Genomic DNA, 874 nt, shown 5'->3' with positions numbered 1-874 from the left:
TCCACTCTTCAAATTCTTTGAACTTACTTGGTGTATCAGCTAAAGCGAAGTATCCGCACCACCCTGTTAGATATTGGTTTAGTTTTCCAATTCTAACTTCCATAGGACTAGGTTTTGAACGAGATGTGATCTGTCGTATCCTAGACTTTAGTCTTTTGATACTTTCATTCGCTATTCTGACCTTGGGTTTCTTATGGTTTGTAAAACTGAAACCAAGAAACTTCCGTTTCCAAGGGCGGTCTACCGCTGACTTCTCTCTATTAACTTTAAGTTTTAGTTTCTTCTCAATAAAACTTGTAATTGAGGTCATCACTCGTTCACCAGCTTTCTTTGACTTCATGTATATATTACAGTCGTCGGCGTAACGAACGAATTTGTGTCCTCTACTCTCTAACTCTTTATCAAGTCTATCCAAAAGAATGTTTGAAAGAAGAGGACTCAATGGACCTCCTTGGAGACCTCCGAAAAAGGCACGTTTAAATGTGTTCTTTAGGTGATTTTTACATTTTCCGGGTGTTTATAAGGGATATTCTATGTTAAAAGGGGTAAATTCAAGAGATAAATGAGGGTTTTCTCCTTTTTATTCCTATGATTCTTGTAAAAGGGCAGACTTCTCCCGTTGTCGTTTTTGAGTAATTAATTTACTCATACGTTTTACATTACAAGCTATTGTTGATAGAAGAGAGTGAATGGATGTTCTTTCTAACCCTCTGTAACGGCTGCGACGTAAACTATGATTTCTTACTTTATCTGCATGTCGACGCTCAATTAACCATCTATTTTTACTCGCCTTTTTATAATCATTTGTTTGATAGTGCTCACGTCCTCGTGCTAAATCAAAGTAATAGTTACTAATATACACGTGTCTTACTGT

At 36.7% G+C, this 874-nt stretch carries 1 protein-coding gene and 1 pseudogene; both read right to left on the bottom strand.

What is annotated here, in order from left to right; translation table 11 throughout:
- Positions 1–454: pseudogene (locus tag WQ54_RS17980) on the bottom strand (reverse transcriptase domain-containing protein); the annotation flags it as partial.
- Between the two features lie 132 nt (positions 455–586).
- Positions 587–874 (bottom strand): transposase (locus WQ54_RS17975; RefSeq protein WP_046585978.1); only part of this gene is annotated, 288 nt, incomplete at its 5' end.

Source organism: Bacillus sp. SA1-12 (genome assembly GCF_000981385.1).
Classification (GTDB): domain Bacteria; phylum Bacillota; class Bacilli; order Bacillales; family Bacillaceae; genus Metabacillus.
Note: the sequence above shows the minus strand (reverse complement) of the source record. Positions and strands in the feature narration are given on the sequence as shown.